Here is a 21,159-nt window from a genome sequence, read left to right on the forward strand (position 1 = left end):
GTGTTTTATATTAGCACCACTTTAAAAAAGGAAAGGAGTTCTAAAAATGTAAGAAATAAAGATTTGTTTCCTGTTTCTCAGGAGTTTGTAGAGTTTAGTAGTTTTAATAATCAGATTATCAAGAATAGGATAGAGCAGATTTCAGAGGTAGCTATGGTTGATGTAAGTGGCTTGGTAGCTCCTGAAATTCTGGTAATTCCAGATTTACAAAAATTATACTCTTTACAAATAAGTCTAGATGATTTAGAAAACTATATACAAAGAGGAGATATTAGTATTAAAAACTTATCGATAAAAGACAGTCAATACCAATATAATATTCGTTTAGGGAGTCAACTTAAAAATATTAAAGATGTTGAGAATATTTACATTAAAAAAGAAAATAGAGTTTATCAATTAAAAGATATTGCAACTGTTTTAGAGCACCCAAAAAAACGTAAAGGTTTGGTGTTGTCTAATGGTAAAGAAGCAATTACTATGGCTGTTATTAAGCAGCACGATGCTAAAATGGGGGTGCTGAAAGATAAATTAAATGAGTTATTAGAACAGTTGCGAAAAGATTATAAAAACATTGATTTTCAAGTCACACGTAATCAAACTCAATTATTAGATTATGCTGTAGCAAATTTATTTCAAAGTTTACTATGGGGGATTTCCTTATCTTTTTTAATTATGTTTTTGTTTCTTAAAAATTTAAAAGCTCCTATCTTAATATCTATTGTGATTCCTATTTCTATGATTATATGCTTGTTGTTTTTTCAAGTGTTACATATTTCTATTAATATTATTTCATTATCTGGTTTGGTATTAGGAATAGGTTTAATGATAGACAATTCAATTATTGTAATAGATAATATTACACAGTATTATGAGCAAAATAATTCTTTAACAAAATCCTGTGTTTTAGGTACTAATGAAGTCTTTAGGCCTTTGTTGAGTTCTGCATTAACCACTTGTGCTGTTTTTATTCCTCTAGTATTTATTAAAGGTATTGCGGGGGCTTTATTTTACGATCAAGCTATGGCTATAAGTATTGGATTGTTCTCGTCTTTATTAGTTTCTATATTATTATTACCCGTTCTATATTATTTATTACACAAACGAAATGGTCATAGGAAAGGAAAAATAACCATATTTTTAGAAAAATCAAATACTATTGAGTACGAAAGAGTTTATGAAAAAGGACTAAGGTGGGTGTTGAGAAATCAAAAAACAGCTTGGAGTATAATAGTATTTCTTTTAATATCTGGAATTGTTTTATATAATCTTTTACCAAAGTCTCAACTGCCTTATTTAAGCCAGAAAGAAACTTTATTAAAAATTGATTGGAATGAGCAAGTTAATGTAGATGAAAATAAAAATAGAGTTATAGAAGTTTTAGCAATTCTTAAAAAAACAATTAGAGAAAACACGGCTTTGGTAGGAAGTCAACAATTTATTTTAGATAAAGAAGCATTGGCAAGAACTTCTGAAGTAACCTTGTATTTAAATTTTGATAATGAAGAATACTTAGACAATGCAAAGCAGAAAATTGAGTTTTTTTTAAATAAAAAATACCCCAATGCTCATTATAAATATAAAGAAGTTACAAATATTTTCAGTACTATTTTTTCAAATTTAGAGGCTCCTTTAATTGTTCAATTAAAAAATGTGGGGAGTGTTGAAAATCAGAGGAATAATCAATTAAAAGAAGTTTGGTATCAAGTACAGCAAAATTTAAATACTATTCAATTAAAACCCATTCTTTGGCAAGAATCTATTCTGTTAATAGCAGATAGGGAAAAAATGATGACTTATAATATTAATGAGAATAGTATTTATAACAAGTTAAAAAGTACTTTTGGTGAAAGAGAAGTTTTTACTATTAAACACAATCAAGAAATTGTTCCCGTTGTTTTAGGCGAAGACATTAAAACAATTCAAGATATTTTAAACGAAACCACAGTTGCTTTAAGTGGAGGTGTTCAAGTTTGTATTAAAGAATTTTTAAGAGTACATAATATTCAAGAATTAAAAAATATTTCAGGAAATATAGAGGGGGAATATTACCCTTTAGATATAGAGGTTCCTGATAATAAAGTTATACCATTTAAAAATAAAATAAAAGCATTGATAAAACACAATCAATGGTATGAAGTTGGTTTTTCGGGTAGTTTTTTTTCAAATCAAGAAATGGTTAAAGATTTAATCATAATTCTGTTGTTGTCCTTAGTCTTGTTATATTTCATATTAGCATCTCAATTTGAATCTTTTATTTTACCTATAATAATCCTTTTCGAGGTACCTATAGATCTGACAGGAGCCTTTTTATTACTATATTTTTTTGGTATGAGTATTAATTTAATGTCGTTAATAGGAATTGTAGTTATGTGTGGTATCATTATTAATGATTCAATTCTTAAGATAGATACTATTATTCAATTACAAAAAAGCGGAGCTTCTGTTTTAAGAGCAATTTCAGTAGCAGGAAAACGTAGGTTAAAACCTATTTTAATGACTAGTTTAACAACTATTTTAGCTTTGGTTCCTATGTTATTTTCTTCAGGAGTAGGTGTTGAACTGCAAGCTCCATTAGCTGTAGCCTTAATAGGTGGAATGATTTTAGGTACAATAGTTAGTTTATATTTTATACCACTATGTTATTATTATTTAATATCTCTTAATATGAAGAGTATAACTAAATTTAAAGATTGACAATGAAAACGTTTTTAAAACAGAAACCAATGGCTATTTTTATATTGACATGTCTGTTAAGCCAATATATATTAAGTCAAAATAAGGAAATAAAAGGTAATCATAAAATAGGTTTAAATGGGTTGTTGAAAATAGCAAATAAAAATTCGTTAGACGCTTTTAGTGCTATAAATAAATATCAATTAGATTATGGAGTGTATCGTTCATTTAAATCTAGTTTATTACCTTCTTTGTCTTTTGAAACAGATCCTTTAACTTATAAAAGTTCTGTAGTTCAGCGATATGATTCTCAATTAAATCAAGATGTTTACAGAAATGTAAAAACATTAAATTCATCAGCTGGTTTAACACTAAGCCAAAGTATTTTAGAAACAGGAGGAACGGTTTCATTGAATTCAACTTTTAATAAATTAACAAATTATACTAATGGAGTTATAAATAGGTTTAATATAGTACCTATAAACATATCTTTAAATCAACCTATATGGGCTTTTAATAGATTAAAATGGATGGATAAAACTGCTAATTTAAAATATGAAAAAGCAAAAAAAGAATTAATTTTTCATATGCAAAGTATTAATGTAAAAGCAGTAGATTATTTTTTTAGATGGTTATTGGCTCAAAGAAAAAAAGAAATTGCAATTCAAAAAGAGGAGACAGCAAAAAGATTATTTAAAATAGCTCAAAAAAGGTATAAAATAGGAAGTATAGAAAAAAACGATCTTTTAAATTTAGAATTGGAAGTTTTTATTGCTAGAAATGAAGTAACTATATTAAGTAATAAAATGGTTCAAACAAAAAAGGAACTAGAATTATTTTTAAGAGAAGATTTATCCAATTATGATAAACCCTATTTTGAGGAAAGCTTATTAGGTATTAAAATTAAGAAATCACATGCTTTAGATTTATATAGGAAGAACAATCCTACGTTTTTGGACTTAGGAATTAAAAAAATTGAAGCTGAAAGAGATTTGGATAAAACTATTAAAGACAATCTCTTTGATTTGTCTTTAACAGCAAGTTACGGCTTTAATCAACAATCAGAGGTCTTTTCTGAAGCATATAATGATCTATTAAAACAAGAAAGAATAGCCATCCGTTTTAAAATACCAATTTTAGACTGGGGAGAGCGAAAAAGAAATAGAAAAATGGCTAAGAGAAATAAACAATTTAAGGATTTAGATCTTGAACAAGAAGAAACTAGGCTTATTCAAGATTTAGCTTCAAAAATTTTAGAATTTAATTTACAAGAAGAATTAATTTTTGTGGCTAAAAGAGCGAGTCAGGTAGCAAAAGAATCATACGAAATTACAGAACAACGTTTTTTATTGGGGAATGTAGATTTATTAAGATTAACTAGTTCTCTAAAAGCATGGCAATCTACAAACGAGAACTACATTTCTAAATTGTCTAATTATTGGAAATACTATTATGAAATACAACAGTTAACTTTGTTTGATTATAAAAAAAAGAGAGAACTTAATATTGATTTTGAAAAAGGAATTTTAGACTAACTGAAAAGAAATGAAAATAATAAATTATTCAAAAATAATATTTTGGAAATATAAAGTAATATTCATTACATCTTTATTGATGTTTTTTGTAAATCTTTGGTGGTTGAGTCTTATTATTCTATTTTATGTAGTTATACATAACTTATATAAAAAACAAAGATGTAAAATACATAACATTCTATTACGAAAATGCATTCATCTTTTTGGAACTATTATTTTTTTATTATCTCTATTTATCTTGTGTAGATTATTTGTTTTTGATTTGTTTTACATTCCTAGTGATTCTATGGAAGGAGTATTATATGAAAAAGACATTATATTGGTGAATAAGCTAAGTTATGGACCTAAAACAATTAACGCCAATCCTTATACAAGAACGTTGGATAGAAGGAGTGAACAAATTATAAAAAGACTATCAGGTTTTTCTACAATTCAAAGAAACGATGTTGTGGTATTTCGTTTTTTTAAAAAGAATGACTTTTTTGTTAAAAGATGCGTGGCTATTGCAGGGGATAGCTTATATATTAAAGACGGAATAGTGTATGTAAATGGACAAATTATCAAAGATTCAAATCAAATAAAACATAAGTATTTGTTAGATGTAAAAAATAAAAAAGCATTTCAAATAATAGTTAATGAATTAGGGATTGTTAAGAGTAATGAAAGTAGAAAAGATAATCAATATTGGGCAAATTTGTCTTTAGAAGAAATAATGAAACTAAGTCCGTTTTTAAATTCATTTCATAAAGTAAAAGCAAAAAAAACTGTTAAGAAAAAACTATTTCCCAAATCGATTAGTCAAGAATGGACTATTGATGATTATGGAGTTGTGTTTATTCCAAAACAAGGGTATAAAATGGAGTTAAATACTGAGAATTTTAGAATTTATAAAGGGTTGATTGCTAAATATGAAGGAGCAAAAATTAATAGAATAAAAAATGGATTTAGTGTTGATGGAGTAAGAATGACACATTATACTTTTAAACAAGATTATTATTTTATGATGGGAGACAATCGATGTAACTCATATGATTCTAGATTTACAGGTTTTATACCAAAAGAAAAAATAGTAGGCAAAGTGAGTTGTGTGTTTTTTTCAAATAAAGACAATCAGTTTCAATGGGGAAGAATTGGTAAAGGTGTGTGACTTTTTTGATCAATATTCTTCTTTACAGAAATAAAATTACGTCGATACAAATTTAATAGAATATATAATGAAATTAAAGCTTTCTACTTTTACAACTCTAACTATTTTTGGATGTTTATTCTTGGTTGGTTTATGTTTAATCCCCATATTAAGCGTTCAATTAGTACCTAGCAGAAAACAATCTTCATTAAATATAATATACAGTTGGAAAAATGCATCGGCTAAGGTTATAGAACAAGAAGTAACCTCAAAGTTAGAAGGTATTTTTAATACTATTAATGGTGTGAAAAGTATTAGGTCTAGTTCTTCTAAAGGAAAAGGAAGAGTATCTCTTACATTAAAAAAAAATATAGATAAAGATGCTTTACGTTTTGAAATAGCTAATTTAATACGTCAAAACTATGATGAATTGCCTGAAGGTGTCAGTTACCCTCGTTTCTCAATGAGTTTTTCTGAGGAATTTGATGAGATTACAAAATCTATCCTTTCTTACAGTATTAATGCCAACGAGAGTCCTTATTATATAAAAAAGTATGCTGAGAAAAAAATATTACCCAAAATATCAGAAATAGAAAATGTAAATGAAGTAATCATAAATGGTGCAACTTCTTATGAATGGGTCATTAAATATAGAACAAATCAATTGATTCAATTGAATATGACTGCTTCGGATATCTCAAAATCTATAAAAACACACTTTCAAGAGCGTCAAATAGGTATTGGTGTAGATGTATCTAATGTTGATTTTCAAGAAAAATCATTACAATTGATTTTTAACACGGATCAAGAGATAGAATGGAGTAACATTCCAATAAAAAAAATAGAAGATAGAATTATTTATTTAACTGACATTGCAAATGTAACCCATAAAGAAGCTGAAGTAGAAAGGTATTATAGAACTAACGGGTTAAATTCGGTAAATCTTATTATTTATCCTGAAAAAGGAACTAATACTATTGAATTGGCTAAACGAGTTAAAAAAGAAATTAATGGGTTTAGAGAAAACCTGTTCCGAGATGGCTATTCTTTAAAATTAACTAGGGACAGTACGGAATTTTTATCAGAAGAAATTCAAAAAATAGAGAGAAGAACACTTTATTCATTATTAATTCTATTAATACTAACGTTAGTTATTAATAGAAGTCTTAAGTATATGCTTTTATTGTTCTGCAGTATTATCATAAATTTATCTATTGCAGTTATTTTATATTATTTCATGGATATAGAATTACAAATGTATTCATTTGCAGGAATTACTATTTCTTTTGGTATTGTAATAGATAACAGTATTATTATGATTGATCACTTGAGAAAAAAAGGTGATAAAAAGGTGTTTAAAGCAATTTTAGCTTCGACAATGACTACAATTGCAGCACTGCTTATTATCTTTTTTTTGAAAGAAGAAGAAAGGGCTAATTTATGGGATTTTGCATTAGTGATAGCAAGTAATATTGCAGTATCTTTAATAGTATCATTATATTTTGTTCCAGCACTTTTAGACAAATTTGAACTGAATAAAGAAAAAAAACGCATTTCTTTGAAAATAAAAAAAAGAATTGTACTATTTAATAATATTTATAGAAGCATACTTTCTTTTTTTAAGATAAGATTAATAAAATGTAGTTGTATTTTGATTTTGATTTTAGGTTTTGGAATTCCAATACATCTTTTTCCTGAAAAAATGGAAGAAGATAAAGAAAAAGTTGGATTTGGAACAGAGTTATACAACAAAACGTTTGGAAATAGGTTTTATTATCAAGAAATAAAGCCAACACTAGAAAAAGTAATAGGAGGAGCGTTACGTTTGTTTACAGAAAATGTATTTGAAAATTCATATTCAAGAGATCCAGAGAAAACAGTATTACGAGTGTCAGCTGAAATGCCAGAGGGCTGTACGATTGAACAACTAAATGAAGTTGTAGAAAGAATGGAGAATCAGATTTCTCAATATGATGAAGTTTCATTGTTTGAAACCAATATAAGAGATCCTCAAAATTCATCTATAACCATCTACTTCAAAGATAAATTTGAATTAACTAACTTTCCTTACGAATTAAAAGACGCTTTAGAATACAAAGCAATTGGTTTAGGAGGCGCTACTTGGAGAGTTACCGGTGTTGGAGAAGGCTTTTCTAATTCTTTAAGAGAAGGGCCTAAAAGTGAAAGAATTAACTTACAAGGTTATAATTACGATGAGTTATATAGGTATGCAATTGATTTTAAAGAACAGTTGTTGCAAAACTCCAATTCAAGAGTAAAAGAGGTGGATATTACGAATGGAGGTAGATATTCTAAATCTTTAAATGAATTTTATTTAAATTTTGATTTGGAAAAAGTTGCAGATGTAGGTATGGCACAAAACAGTATCTATGGTTATTTAAAAAATCAAGTTTATCTAGAAAATGTAACATCAATAGTATATGATGATGAACTTCAGAATGTTAAATTAGTGGCAGATAATCATGATAAATTTAATGTTTGGGATCTAAAGAACACTCCTTTGTGGATTAAAAATAAACAATATAAATTAAGTCAACTAGCAGAGATCGATAAAAGAAAAACGGGGAATACAATTTCTAAAAGGGATCAACAATACAATTTAACAATTGCTTATGATTTTGTAGGGACCTATCAATTATCTAAGAAATTTAGAAAAGATAATATTAAAGAGTTTCAATCTAAATTAGCAATAGGCTATTCTATAGGCAATGGTAATGGGGGAAGATGGAATAAAGAAGATACTCAACAATATATTTCATTGGTAGTAGTTATTTTGATTATCTTTTTTATATGTTCTATTTTATTAGAATCTCTTCGTCAACCCTTTGCTATTATTAGCATCATCCCTATATCATTTATAGGAGTGTTTTTAACATTTTATTTATTTGAATATAATTTTGACCAAGGAGGTTATACTTCCTTTATATTACTATCGGGAATTAGTGTAAATTCCTGTTTATACATTGTAAATGATTATAATAATCTTAAAAAACAATTTCCGAATAGAGCTTTATGGGGTTTGTATTTTAAAGCTTTTAATTATAAAATAATACCTGTACTATTGACGATTATTTCAACAATAGCTGGTTTAATTCCTTTCTTATGGGATGGTCAAAAAGAAGTTTTTTGGTTCTCCTTTGCTGTAGGTTCAATTGGAGGTTTAATATTTTCATTAATAGGGATTTTTATTTATTTACCATTATTTATTTTAAAAAAAGAAAAAAATAGACACAATGAAGAAAAATAGATTGTTTTATTTATTACAAATAGGCTTAACCGTTTTTATAATAAATGCTTGTGATAATAAATCTAAGAACAAAGTTGATATAGCTTTAGATTTGGCAAAGGAAAACAAAAAAGAACTGTTAAAAGTTGTAGAATATTATAGTTCTCCTAAAGATAGTTTAAAGTTAAAAGCTGCTGAATTTTTAATTTCAAATATGATTTACCATTATTTTGATAATTATGGAAATAAATATCAAAAGGCATTTGATAAAACAAATAAACAAAGAGTAGTTTATGAAAACCAAAGTAGAAAAATAAACAAGGAAAAGTTTTTAAAACGTCTTGAAAGGTTAAATCTTAAAAGAAATATTAAAATAGAAAATAGAAAAAAGTTAAAAAGACTTAGAACTTTAAGGGAACTGGAAACAGAAAAGAAAAAATTAAAACAAGCTAAATTAAATAATAAAGAAAAAGAATATTGGAAAAGTTTAAAAGAAAAGAAAAGAGTAAAAAAAATATTGATTGAAAAAAGAAATATGAAATTATGTAACTCCAAAGGAGTTAAGACTATTAAAGAATATTGGAATGTCATAAAAAAAGAAAATCAATTAAAAATTGATAAGCAAAAAAAGAAAAATGAGATTAAATTAAAAAACATCTCATATAGTAAAGAATATGTAGATATGAATATGCTTAATTTTTTTTCAAAAAAAATAGATTCAATTAATCAAATAAATAAAATTAAATCAGAAAAAGTATATGATTTATATTCTGTTGATGCTGATTTTTTAATAGAAAATATAGAACTTTCATTTGAAGCATTTGAAAGAAATCCTAAAAAGAACATGTATAAATTCAAAGATTTTTTAGAATTTGTATTACCATATAGAGTATTAAATGAGCCTATAGAAAAAGGAAAGAGAAGAGAGTTGTACGATAAATTTAAATGGGTTTATGATAGCATTCAAAATAAACCTATGGAAGATATTGTGAATAAAATTTATGATCAATTAGAATTGTCAACTATAACCTTTTCAAAAAATAATAAGTATCCTTATGAAGGAGTTCCTTCAATTTCTGAAATAGAGAAAACTAAATTTGGAGATTGTGAACATTTAGCTACATATGTGGTGACTGTTTTGCGCTCATTAGGTATTCCTTCTAGTATTGATTACTGTCAAAGGTGGGGGAATTATAACAAGAATATTGCTCATTCGTGGGTTTCTTATATGGATGGAAACGAAGTGAAAACTAGAGACATTGGGAAGAAAAATGTAGATTTAAAAAATTTATATAAAGAATCTTGTATAACTAAGGTTTTTAGATATTGTTTTTCAAAGCCTAATATGGATGTAACTAATGTTTATCACAATACAGCTGATATTGAGATAGACATTCTCTGGAATAAAGGTGAAAAAATGTATTTAGGAGTATTTAATCCTAATACAGGGTGGGATAAAGTAGTAGAGGCATCCAAAATAAAGGATAATAAGGTTTATTTTGAGAACGTTGGAGTTGGTCTAATATATGTAGTTTTTTCAAACAAAAATCGTGTGACAAATTTAGTTAATAATCCATTTGAACTAACTAAAGGAGGAAATGTGAATTTTTTCAATAATGATAATAAGTTTCTTAATACAGGAACTATTTTGCGAAAATATCCAACATATCACATATCAAGTACTAAGGGGATAAATCAAAAAAGAAATAAATCTATTAATGGTTGTGTTTTGCAAGGGAAATCTAAAATTGATTCTGAATATAAAGATATATACATAATTAAAGATTTGAATACTTCTCATAATATTCAAATAAAATTTGACAAGCCTGTAAACTATAAATATTATAGGTTAGTTAAATCTGATTGGAAGAAGGTAGAGCTCGCTAGTTTTCAACTTTTAGATATATATGGAAGGAAAGTGAATAATATTGAAAAAATAGCTTTAAATAATATTAAAGGTAAGGAGGTTAATGCTATAATAGATAATAATCCCTTAACTTTTGTAAGTGAAACGAATTTTGAATTAATATTGAATTTAAGTCAAAAGACCAAAATTTCAGGTTTTGAAATTCAAGCTAGAAATGATGACAATCATATTAATAAAAATGAACTATACGAGTTGTTTTATTGGGATATGAAATGGAAATCTTTAGGGAGCCAAAATGCTAAAGATACTCTCTTACAATATAACAATATACCTAGAAATACTATTTATTGGCTTAAAAATAAGACGAAAGGTTCTGAGGAATATGTTTTTAAATTTAATGAGAAAGGTGAACAAGTATGGGTGGGATTAAACTAAAGTTACAATAGCTTTTTATTATAAACATTATAAAAAATATTTATGTGTTTTGATTAGGATGTGTGTTTTATAAGTTTTAATACTGTAAATCAATAGTTTAAATAAGTGGTTATAATTTTATTATAAATCGTTTAATTAATAAGCTGCTTATTGTTAGTTGTTTAGCCTCGCAGAGCAAGTTGAAATTTGGGCTCTGCCCGAGTTCTACTTGCTAATATCTCCGCTATTACATTTATTAAAGAATAAGAGTAAAATTCTTACATATTCTATTAGTGAATTTGATGTGTTTTTCAATGAACTACTTTTTAGTTGTGTTATAAAACTTTCGCACGAACAGATATGTAGGTTATTATAAATGAATTGTTAATAAGTATGGTGTGGCTAAGCAAATTTATATTAAGATGATAGTCTTATATTATGTTAATATAACTTATTAAGATTATTAAAATAATTGTTGATATTAAAATATTTTACAACCTGTTAATATTTTATAAAATCGTTAATTTTAGTTTTAAAAAAAAATCATACCAAAACAGTATAACAATGTCAACAAACAAAAACGAATACCTTAAAAAAGTACTTGATACGCACGATATAAATAAAGTTGAAGATTTAAGTAAGTTCATTGAAAAGAAGAATAAAGTTAAAGATGCTCTAAACAAAAAGTTTTCAGACCAAAAAGCTTCTAATTCTATAGATTCAGGATCGTATGCAAAGAACACAGCTATTAATACAAAGTTTGATATTGACTGCTGTATTCCGTTTAAAAAGAAAACTCCTGGAAACAATGATGAAAAAGGTTTTGAAAGTTTAAGTGAAATGTTTGATGAAGTATATAAATATTTAAAAAATGAGTATACTAAAGAAGATGGTGATATTAGTAAAGACAATGTAAGGAAACAAAAGGTATCAATAGGTTTGAAATTTGATATTGATGGAGAAGAGTTTGATATGGATGTTGTTCCTGGAAGAGAGAGACCAAACAATAATGATTATAATGACAGCAATACTGATTTAAGTTTGTATATAAATCCTTCTAACAGATCAAAAAAAGAGGAGGATGAAGGAAAAACTAGAATAAAAACAAACATTAAAACTCACATTGGGTTATTAAATGGAGCAGATAGAACTCACGAAAGAAAAGTAACAAAACTTCTCAAAGTTTGGAAGACTGAACGTAAGAAAAAAAATGGAGGTAAACTTATAAAATCATTTATGATGGAACTCTATACTAAAGAAGCTTTTGATAATACCGATGAAATTCCAAACGGACTTTGGGAAAAAACTAGGTTGGTTATGATTCATATCATTGATAATATTGAGACTTCTAACTTAGTTGATCCTGCAAATTCAAGTAACATAGTTTCTGATTCAATGAGTGAAACGGCTAAGACACAAACTAAGCGTGATATGAAAAATACCATTAAGGATGTAGAAGATGATTCTGATAAGATAAAAGAATATTTCCCTATAAATGAGGAGTTTGATAATGAAGATGACTCAAATTCAAATAGTTCTTCTAAAGCTTCTGTTTTAAGTACAAGTAAATTTGGATAATTTGAAAGATGAGGATAAAACTTTAAGTAAAATAAATGGTCTATTAAAAAAAGATGAAGATTTAGTAATAGTTGAAAATATAAAAAAAGAAGATAACTATTACAGAGGTAAAATTGAGATAAATTATTTGAATGAAAACTTAAGCTTTGATATAGCTATCCCACATAATTATCCTTTAACTCATCCTAATTCAGATAATATATCAATTATTTTTAAAAACAAGAATTATATAGGTCTCAATCATATAAATCTTGATGGATCTGTATGTTTTCATCCTGATAAAGATGAAGATTTTGATAGAAAATTACTTTATGAAATTCATTGTCTGAAACAATGGATTAAAGATTATTATATTTATAAAAAAGAAGACGATAATTATACTTATTTAATTCATAAAACTGAAAGTGGTTGTATTAATAAATTATACTTCACCAATACGAAAAATAATTTCCCTAAAAACTCATTTGGTACATTTCGTTTTTCAATCTTCTCTGACGAAAAATTTGGAGAGAAAAAGCTTCCCGTAAAGAAATTATTCAGGTTAGGTTTTGAAGATGGTAAAAATGATACTTGGTCGCATACTTTTGTTGAAGAATTAAAAAGTAAAACCTGCAAAAAAGGATTGTATTATTTTATTGAAGAAGAACCTTTAAGAAAGAATAATGTTGGAAGAAAAGGTATAGAAAATTGGAATGAACTAAAAGATTATCTGTTAGATGAATTTATTGGGTATTTATATAAAGGCTTAAAAAGAGAATTTAATAATAATTACTATCACGAAAACGGCCTATTCTTAATAATTGGATATAAAATTCCTAACAAAGAGACTTATGAAGAGCATTGGGATTTAATTAGAATATCAAAAAAAAATATTCCTATTGATTATAAAAGAATATCTAAAAGTGAGGTTCAAAATGGAAGCAAAAGATTTGAACATAATTTTAAATTAAATAAGATTAATTGGTCAACAACTGAAAATATTGATTACAACCGATTTTTTGGAAGAGGTAAATTAGATGACAAAATCACAAACTCAAATATTTTAATTATTGGTTGTGGTGCTTTGGGAAGTTCGTTAGCAGAAATATTAGTAAGAGGAGGAGTAAAGAATATAGTTCTTGAAGATTTTGACACCATTAAAGGAGGTAATTTATGTAGAGCAAATTATGGCTTAAATGATATGATTTATTATAAAACCGATAGTTTAACTAAAAGACTTAAAGCAATTTCTCCTTTTGTAAACATAAATTCAATATCGGTAAAACTCAATCATTATGATTTAGAAGTAATAAAAGATGCTTTTAATAAAAATGTTGATATAATTTTTGATTGCTCTACAGATACAGAAGTTTCATATATAATTGACAAACTCAATTTTACTGGAAAAACATTTAGTCTTGCCATAACTAATAATGCAAAATCATTTGTTTCAATAACAGGTAAAAATTTAACAAAACAAGCTAAAACTATTTTTGATTTTGTCGAAAATGAAGAGCCTTCTTATTTTGAAGGAACAGGATGTGGATATCCAACTTTTGAGGCTAATTATAATGACATAAATGCCTTACTAAATGTTGGTGTAAAAGTCATAAATAATAATTACTCAAAAAATAAAAAACATGAGTCCTTTATTATTCAACCAGATTTTGGAGATGAATTAATAATAGAAATTCAAGAGTATGAATATTATATTCTTAATGATATTAATAGTGCTATACACATATCTAAAAGTGTTTTAAAGAGAATAGAAGAAGAAACCAAGTTTCACTATCCAAAAGAGTTTGGAGGAGTTTTTATAGGTTATAAGTCAGATTTACACTTTATAATTACTGATATATTAATACCTGATCAATATAAAAATGGACAAACTATTTTTATTAGAGAACCAGGAACTTTAAACGAAAGGTTGAGTGAAATCCATAAAATGACTAATGGTGAAATTGAATATTTAGGAGAATGGCATTCTCATCCTAATGGACCAACAACTCCAAGTAGTACTGATATTAATGCAATGGAGATAATTTCAAAAGATAAAAATATAAATATTGACAAGCCTTTATTAATGATTGCTGAAGTTAACAATATCTCTTTTGGTAAAGATTTATATATATACGATAATAAAAAGTTAAAAAAATATGAATAAAAAAGTAAAACTTAAAGACTTGTTTGTTGGACTTCAATCTCAAATGATTGCCCAACTAAATACCAATAGAGAATTTATCTCTCATCCTAGTTCTAAAGGAGATTCTTTAGAAAATGTATGGATAGATTGGCTAAGAAAATATCTTCCAAATAGATATTGCGTTGATAAGGCTATAGTTATTGATAGTAAAGGCTATTTAAGTGATCAAATTGATTTAGTAATTTACGACCAAACTTATACACCATTTGTTTTTACTCAAAATGGAATCCATTATATTCCTGCAGAAGGAGTTTATGCTGTATTTGAAGTTAAACCAGATTTAAAAGGAAATGTTGAAGTTAAAAAAGAATCTATTAGTTATATTGAATATGCAGGAAGAAAAATAGAAAGCGTAAGAAAACTTAAGAGAACATCTGCTTCTATAATTAATGCTGGTAAGGTTGTAGATCCACGTCCATTAACAAAAATAATTGGAGGTATTTTGTCTAGTACTAATACACAATCGGAAAAGACAGTAAAAAAACATTTAAAATCACTTTCAGGACATAAAGGAATTGATATGGGGTGTGCCGTAGGTTTCGGAAGTTTTTATGTTGATTATGAGGGAGAATATTATGCAGAATGGAAAGCTTCATATCAAAAGATTAATAGTAACATTTCTGATTATTATAATAATAGAAAGATTAATTCTGTTGATTCAATAGTATTTAGTAGTGCTGATACAGCACTAGTTTCATTTTTTTTACAATTAATGAGATATCTTCAACAAAGTATTGGAACTATTGCAGCAATAGATTTAGGTGCTTATGCTGATTCAATTAACTTTGAAATAGATGACGATGTTTAAGTAATATTTATGTCATTATACCATATATCTTTTAAACCTTATAAACAACATAACCATGTGTTTTATGTTTGGTTTAGTTGCTAAAGAAATTATAAACTTTATAATTTCCCAAAAATAGTTAGGTCTATTATTCTATAAATACATAGTTTTGTAAGTAGAAAAAGAAATTTTTAAAATATAAAGCGTTTTGCTTTTGATTTGGTTCTATAAACTCGCCAGGTTTAATAAAATTCACCACAATCAAAGTTAAGATGCCCACGTTTTTGCGTGGGCTATCCTTATTTTGGTGGATTGGTTTCTGGCGAGACCATTAGAGCAGATAAGAGGTAGTCCCACGCTTTTTTTATACGTAAAAAAATGGAAAACAATTGCCAGTTAAATCTTCAAGAAGTCTTAGTAAAAGAATTCAATTTTACCAAAATAGACATAGACCGTTATCAGCATGTAATAGACAATCCAAAAATCAGTCCTCAACTGATGAAATTGGTGTTTGCTATACGTTCTAATCCTCGTAATTATCAATCAGAACTACACAAAAAAAACACGCTTTTAAAAGCATGTAAAAATTGTAATAGGAATAATTACAGACCTAAATCTACTTCTAATCGAAGTTACCCTCAAAGTATTGGTAGTCTTATCAAGAAAATTTTTTAAACAATAAATAAATATGAAAAGAAAAATGATTTTAGGTATAGTCTTGATGACTATGCTTGTAACTGGATGCTCAAAAGATGATTCAGACTCCATTGAAAATGAAAAGATAACAGATGTAATAACTTCTGAAAAAAGCAAATTTAAATTTGTTTTTACTCAAACAGGAGAAGTTGAAAATTACACAGGAATACTAGCTGTTTCTGGTTTATCAGATAATGTATATGATGTTAATACTTTAGAAATAATAAATGGAAAAGAAATTAACTTAGGAAGGACTGCTTTTGTGAATGTACATGAAAGAGAAGTAGGTAGTTATACGTTTGTCACTGCAAATAAGACTAAATCTTTACATGTTGTAATTACAACATCAGGGTATTCTTTAACAGATGTTGGAGTACGTTATAATTTTACAGTGTATAAAAATGATAAAGAGATTTTTAATCAAGATTTTGATGTGGTTAAAGGATCTGGACCAGCTACTAAATCTTATGTTTTTTAATATCCATAAATAAAGAACAGAACATAAATAACATAAAAATAAAGTATGAAAAAGAAAATGTTTACAATAGCATTATTTACCGTTTGTTCATTGTCAAATGCTCAAACGATAGAAAGACAAGCTGTTAAGGATTATTTAGAAACTGTAAAAGGAGTACACTATGACCTTAAAGTGAGTTACACGCATTTTGAAGTGTCAACCATTACAGTTCAAGATAGTATTACTTTTCTAAAAGAAAATTTTGAAAATTACAAAGCCAGTAAGTTAGCTTCGTTGACCAAATCAATAGCATCATTAAATGATGGAATCAAAAAGCAAGAAGGGAAAACTGGTTTTGATGCTGTAGTAGCAGGGTCTTTAAAGAAAAGATTTACTTACGATAGAGATAAGCTTCAAAAAAAGTATGACGAAATTACTTTATTAGAATTCAAATTATATGAACCTTATAAAACACAAGAACCTAATAAAGTCTTATGCAAAAAAGCAGATGTACATTTTACAGCCATTAAACCAGGAGAAACAAAAGCATCAGCATATATGGGTGATTTTATTTTGAACAGAGTAGGAGACAAGTGTCTAAAAGGTAAAAACATAAAGAAAATTGAAATGAAATTTTAGGGGTTGATATAATTAATCCTTTGCAATTATATGTTGCGTACTATATTAAAAGGCCATAAAATCAAAATGATTTTATGGCCTCTTTTAGGTATAAGGGGGAATAGGCTACACCTTCTAAATTTAAATTTTCCTTGTTTTCTTTTGTAAATAAATAGTTGTTAACTATTTAAAAAAAGTTCACTTATTTTATTTTCACAAAAGGAATAATAATTATTTGTTAATGATATTTTAAGGTCTTCAAAACCATTCTTATCTTCTTTTAAATTAATAGTATCTAAATTTTCTAAAATATTAAAGGACTTCATTATATCTGTTCCAATATCAATTGCTTTAATACTAAAAATAGCATTATCTATTCTCTTTTTCATCAATGTATTCAAATCATCAATATATTCATTAAAGATTAATTTTCCTTCATCATCTTTTTCATCTAAATCTATATTTCTAATTTGATTTTGTATCTCTACAAGGCTTGTTATCTCTCCCATAAAAGTCTCATATTGTTTTATAGCTTCAATCATTTCATTCCAAAATTCTAACTTTAAATGGTTAATAATGTTATCGTCTATTTTGTAAAATAAATTGAAATGTAAAAGAGCATTATTTCCATCATCATCAATCTCTTTTTCTAAATTATATAATGAAATTTCTACAGCTGTTTGGTTTAATGGATTGCCATTGAATAAAGGGATGTATATAGCGGATTTAATGTTTAAGTCTATTATCAGTTTTTTTAAACTGAAAAAATCCGAATTTAATGACCTTTGTAATAGCATTCTGGCAATAATGCAAGAAGCAAGATAAGTTTCAGAATTAACTTCACAAGTAAGCAATAATTTCCCGTCTGTTTTTTCTGAAACTTCAACGGTAAATGATAGCCCCATCTCATTAAGAATATTTTGTCTCTCTTTGATTAATCTTTTATTTAAATTGGTTTTTGTCTCGATAAATGATTTAGCAGTATTTTTACGAATTTTATTATTTACACTACCTTTTTGATTTAAAAATTGTTTCCAACAATAGAACAGTACTCTTAAGTTTTCTTCCTCAGTATTCTCTAGTTTTTCAAATTCTTTTTTTTTTAAAAAATTATTAAAGTGATTTTCAAATTCAAATACATAGGGTTTATGATTTATAATTGCATCTTTGATATTTGAGCTAAGAACATTAGAATTATAATCATCTGGGAGATTTCCATTAATCCTAATATTGTAGAGAGAAAGAATATTAGACCCTATCTGTTTTAAAAAATTGTCTAAAGATGAAAAATAATCTCGTTGATTTTTTCTGTAATTATTATAATGTTTTAATGATGCTATTTTAGATGCAGATATTCCTTTTCGTTCAGTTAGCTCTTCTAAAGAATTCTCATTTTGACCTTCTGAAATATATCCCCATTTATCTGATATATTTTTAGGTAATGGAATTGTTTTTATAGATTTTAATTCTTCTTCTATTTCCGTAACTATTTCAATAAATACAGAGTAATTATTTTTTCTAAAATAATGAACAAAAGAAGAAGTTAGCTTTGTACATAAAGTGTTATAAGTAATTCTCTTTTCATAAATTTTTTTACTATAATCTATCCATGAGTCACATCTAAATTGAAATGAATAAAGATTAGCAATTAAAATGTTTACTTCAACTAAAAAAGGTATTGGGAGTTTTTTTCTTTCAATATTTTTAATTGTAGGGTCATGAGGTAAATTAATGCCAAAAAAGGATGATCCAGTACCCCTAATACTATATTTTTCTTTATGTGGGTAAATGTTTCGTAATAGATGTATAATTTCCATTGACCTATTGTTAAAGAAATTATTTACTATCTCTGAGTCAATTTCAAATTCAATAAGGTTGTAAAAATATGTACAATCAACTAAATCATTAATTTTTAAATTAATAATATTATACTTTTTTCTTATGTGTTTGATTAGTATTTCTTGTAGTTTGGATATAAATTCCTTGGAGTTATAGTTATAAAATTGAATTCCTAATAAAAGAAAAGAAGCATTTTTTACAGAAATGTTATTTGAGCTAAATATCTTTAATATTTCTTCTTCGTTGATTGAAAGAGATACTTTTAACTTTAAATACCCTACCCAAAAAAAGAATTCTCCTAAATGTATTAAGTCAGTCTCTTTTTCTTCTAGTATTGATATTTGTAATTTAGTAGACAACCATTTTAGAACATAATCGTAAACATCTTCTTTAGGTGAGAAATTAGATTGAATATTTTTAATTTTATCATTAACATCAGCTGACATATATTCTTTGAATATCTCATGAAGAGAACCGTCAGTAACATCAGAGTAATCATGCGGAATTAAAAAAGTCCAAAAAGCTGCATAATCTTTATATAAAATGTTGAAGTTATCAATGTTTTTGATAAAAATATAATCTTTAACTCCTTTCCAAATTAACGCTTTTGTAATGTTATTATAGCCAGCCCAAGAATAGAAATGTTTAGAATCTAAGTTTTTTAACAATTGTTCAATATGATAGCCTTTATCAAAACTGTTTAAAAGATAGGTATGTAAATCCTCTTCATTGACCATCGAAATAGAATCATTTATGTAATCATCTCTATTGATATAATCATTTTCATCAAATAATATTTCACATAATAACTGTGACCTTATTGGATGAAGTCCTGTTAAGTATTTTCTATCATTTACAAATTTTAACAAATACTCTTTTTCAAGTAGTTTTATATGTAAATTAGATAAACTTCTTTCAATATTTAGTCTGTTTATAATTTCCTTATACTGAATTCGTGAATTAAAAGAATCTGCAAGACAAGCATATCTTAGAATTTCTAACTCTGTTGTCTTATTTTCATTTTCTAATCTATTTATTTGATTTTTAAGTCTAATTTTTAATTTATCACCTTGAGTTATTAAATAAACATACTCTAATAACATTCCCTTACTTCCAAACTGTATCCAAGATTCATTAAAGTCTGTAAATATTAAATTTGTTTTATACTGAGAAAATAAAGTATAGATAATTTTAGCCTCTTCTTCGTTAAAAGATAGTTCTATGTTACTAAAGTTGTAATCTTCACCTAAAATGGTTCTATTCCAATCCTCTTGGCGAATAGTGATTAAAAATTGTAAATTATTTTTATTGGATAATTCTTTTAAGACATCATTCCAATAATTACTTTGTGGTTGCACATCAATATAAACAGTTATAGGGAAATCTAATCCTTCACATAGAGCATTTAAACTACTAATTACCTCATAAACATCATTTATATTATTTGATAATTTCAATTCATAAACAGCATTTGAATCTATATAATTATGTAAATATCTATATGCTAAAGTACTTTTACCTTGACCAGAAGCACCGTGTATAAAAACAATATTATTTTTTTGAAAATTATTATCAATAGCATTCAGTTTGTCAATCCTTAATATATCTAAATCAGCTAGTATATGTTCGTATCTAACAGAAATACCTTCATAAAAACCCTCTTTTAATGAATTTATATTTTCAATATTTAATTCTTTTGAGTTGAGTGGTAAAATTGTATTTCCAAAATGGGTATTGAAGTTTTTTTGTTGATTCAAGAACTCACCAATTTTAGTTATGGACTTTATAAAGTCTTTGTTATTGATTTCTTGTTGATTTTCGGCTATTTTATATAACCAATAGAGTAGGAGTTCAAAAGAAATAAGAGGATTGTAGAATAAGTTTGATTCTTTTAATTTCTTTAATATATATGTTTGAAGCTGTTCTTCTTCAACTATTTCAGGAGATTTATAATTGTCGATAATTTTTTTAATAGAATCATCTTTGAAATTCTTCTTCCTTAACTTTCTAGCAAGTTTATTTTTATCTATTAATTCATCACTAATAGTGTATTATACTGAAATAGGTTGACTCTTTTTTAGTTAAAATTCTTCGTTCTTAAATCGTAAGTTCAGGTAAAATTACATTATTTTTTCTATAG

At 26.3% G+C, this 21,159-nt stretch carries 12 protein-coding genes; 11 read left to right on the forward strand and 1 reads right to left on the reverse strand.

What is annotated here, in order from left to right; all coding sequences use genetic code 11:
- The 11 genes from FHR24_RS15180 to FHR24_RS15230 form a co-directional block, all read left to right on the forward strand.
- Nucleotides 1–2,694 (forward strand): efflux RND transporter permease subunit (locus FHR24_RS15180; RefSeq protein ID WP_167190958.1); only part of this gene is annotated, 2,694 nt, incomplete at its 5' end.
- Nucleotides 2,695–2,696: 2 nt separating this feature from the next.
- The gene (locus FHR24_RS15185; protein WP_167190961.1) at nucleotides 2,697–4,208 is read left to right on the forward strand and encodes a TolC family protein; all 1,512 of its coding nucleotides are present in this window, start codon (nucleotides 2,697–2,699) and stop codon (nucleotides 4,206–4,208) included.
- 79 nt (nucleotides 4,209–4,287) lie between these two features.
- On the forward strand, nucleotides 4,288–5,355 hold the full coding sequence (gene lepB / locus FHR24_RS15190; protein ID WP_262886532.1) for a signal peptidase I: 1,068 nt from the start codon (nucleotides 4,288–4,290) through the stop codon (nucleotides 5,353–5,355).
- A 67-nt stretch (nucleotides 5,356–5,422) separates the two neighbouring features.
- Nucleotides 5,423–8,602 (forward strand): efflux RND transporter permease subunit, encoded by a 3,180-nt coding sequence (locus FHR24_RS15195; protein WP_167190967.1) that lies wholly within the window; start codon nucleotides 5,423–5,425, stop codon nucleotides 8,600–8,602.
- Nucleotides 8,589–10,883, forward strand: coding sequence for a transglutaminase-like domain-containing protein (locus FHR24_RS15200; protein ID WP_167190971.1), 2,295 nt, complete (start codon nucleotides 8,589–8,591; stop codon nucleotides 10,881–10,883). Before FHR24_RS15195 ends, FHR24_RS15200 begins: the two co-directional genes overlap by 14 nt.
- A gap of 543 nt (nucleotides 10,884–11,426) precedes the next feature.
- Nucleotides 11,427–12,440, forward strand: a complete 1,014-nt coding sequence (locus FHR24_RS15205; RefSeq protein ID WP_167190974.1) for an SMODS domain-containing nucleotidyltransferase — start codon at nucleotides 11,427–11,429, stop codon at nucleotides 12,438–12,440.
- 1 nt (nucleotide 12,441) lies between these two features.
- The gene (locus FHR24_RS15610) at nucleotides 12,442–14,583 is read left to right on the forward strand and encodes a ThiF family adenylyltransferase (RefSeq protein ID WP_208412381.1); all 2,142 of its coding nucleotides are present in this window, start codon (nucleotides 12,442–12,444) and stop codon (nucleotides 14,581–14,583) included.
- A gap of 43 nt (nucleotides 14,584–14,626) precedes the next feature.
- Nucleotides 14,627–15,430 (forward strand): DUF6602 domain-containing protein, encoded by an 804-nt coding sequence (locus FHR24_RS15215; protein ID WP_243846574.1) that lies wholly within the window; start codon nucleotides 14,627–14,629, stop codon nucleotides 15,428–15,430.
- Between the two features lie 357 nt (nucleotides 15,431–15,787).
- Complete coding sequence (locus FHR24_RS15220; RefSeq protein WP_167190977.1) at nucleotides 15,788–16,084, forward strand: hypothetical protein; 297 nt, start codon at nucleotides 15,788–15,790, stop codon at nucleotides 16,082–16,084.
- Nucleotides 16,085–16,097: 13 nt separating this feature from the next.
- A complete protein-coding gene (locus FHR24_RS15225) occupies nucleotides 16,098–16,583 on the forward strand; it encodes a hypothetical protein (RefSeq protein ID WP_167190980.1) in 486 nt (161 codons plus the stop codon).
- Nucleotides 16,584–16,628: 45 nt separating this feature from the next.
- Nucleotides 16,629–17,201, forward strand: a complete 573-nt coding sequence (locus tag FHR24_RS15230) for a hypothetical protein (protein ID WP_167190983.1) — start codon at nucleotides 16,629–16,631, stop codon at nucleotides 17,199–17,201.
- 158 nt (nucleotides 17,202–17,359) lie between these two features.
- Here the strand turns inward: FHR24_RS15230 and FHR24_RS15235 are convergent, their stop codons facing one another.
- The gene (locus tag FHR24_RS15235) at nucleotides 17,360–20,776 is read right to left on the reverse strand and encodes an nSTAND3 domain-containing NTPase (protein ID WP_167190992.1); all 3,417 of its coding nucleotides are present in this window, start codon (nucleotides 20,774–20,776) and stop codon (nucleotides 17,360–17,362) included.
- Nucleotides 20,777–21,159 lie beyond the last annotated feature (383 nt).

Origin of the sequence: Wenyingzhuangia heitensis (assembly GCF_011762155.1) — a bacterium.
GTDB lineage: Bacteria > Bacteroidota > Bacteroidia > Flavobacteriales > Flavobacteriaceae > Wenyingzhuangia > Wenyingzhuangia heitensis.